The sequence below is a fragment of the Nocardia jinanensis genome (assembly GCF_014645735.1).
Lineage (GTDB): Bacteria > Actinomycetota > Actinomycetes > Mycobacteriales > Mycobacteriaceae > Nocardia > Nocardia jinanensis.
The window spans coordinates 1-1,190 of sequence record NZ_BMMH01000061.1; the positions used below are offsets into that span (position 1 = coordinate 1).

Genomic DNA, 1,190 nt, shown 5'->3' on the forward strand with positions numbered 1-1,190 from the left:
TACCCGCCCGAGGTTCGTGACAAGGCCGTGCGTCTGGCCCTCGAACGGCTCGATGAGTACGGATCCGCCTACGCTGCTGCGCGTGCGATCGGCCCGCTGGTCGACGTGCATCACGAAACTCTGCGGTTGTGGATCAAGAAGGCCCTCGACGAAAGCCCGCGACCGAGTGCGCCGGGCTTGTCGTCGGCCGAGCGCGAAGAGTTGGCTCGGCTGCGGAAAGAGAATCGAGACCTCAAACAGACCACCGAGATACTGAAGCTGGCGTCGGCTTTTTTCGCGCGGGAACTCGACCCGCGACACCGTTGATCGTCGGGTTCATCGACGAATACCGCCAGGTCTACGGCGTCGAGTCGATCTGCCGAGCCCTGTCTGCGCACGGGGTTCAGATTGCGCCGAGGACCTACCGCAAAGCCCGCCACCGGCCCGCTTGCGCTCGTGACGTCGCCGACGCTGCCGTGGAGAACACCCTGCGCGGGCTCGGCGAGAAGCCCGAGCAGCTCTACGGGCGCCGGAAAATGACGCGTTGGCTGCGGCGTCAGGGTCACGACGTGGCGTTCTGCACTGTCGACCGGATCATGCGCGAACTGGACATGAACGGGGTTGTCAGAGGCCGCCGGCATCGGACTACGATCCCGGCCAAGGACGGGATACGTGCCGGTGACAGGCTCAACCGTGATTTCACCGCGACCACGCCGAACCAGGTGTGGGTAGCCGATTTCACCTATGTGTCGACCTGGACCGGGTGGACATATGTGGCGTTCGTGTTCGACGCTTACTCTCGCGCGATCGTGGGCTGGAATGTCTCGGCGTCGAAAACGACACCGCTGGTGTCAAAAGCGGTCAACATGGCCGTGTGGCGGCGAAAGCACTATGGTCACCCGGTCGAGCCCGGACTGATACATCACTCCGATGCGGGGTCGCAATACGTTTCGGTCAACTTCACTGAATCACTTGCCCTGCAGGGTATTACACCATCAATCGGTTCGGTCGGAGACGCTTACGACAACGCACTCGCCGAATCGATCATCGGCTTGTTCAAGACCGAGGTCGGGCGCCGACACGGCCCGTTCAAGACACTATCCGAGGTCGAGTACGCGCTGATGGAGTGGTGCGACTGGTACAACAATGCCCGTTTACATTCGCGGCTGGACTACCGGTCTCCGGCCGAGTACGAAGCCGCCTACTACGCT

At 62.4% G+C, this 1,190-nt stretch carries 1 protein-coding gene and 1 other annotated feature; the gene reads left to right on the forward strand.

The features are described 5' to 3' along the window. Positions 1-1,190 (forward strand): IS3 family transposase gene (locus IEY68_RS35840; protein ID WP_373293053.1). Its coding sequence is split into 2 segments (ribosomal slippage), with 1,191 coding nucleotides annotated over them: positions 1-274 and positions 274-1,190; the frame shifts between segments, so codons are not numbered across the junction. This gene is flagged as partial in the annotation. Then, positions 267-395 (forward strand) — a sequence feature (AL1L pseudoknot). Its footprint overlaps the gene before it by 129 nt.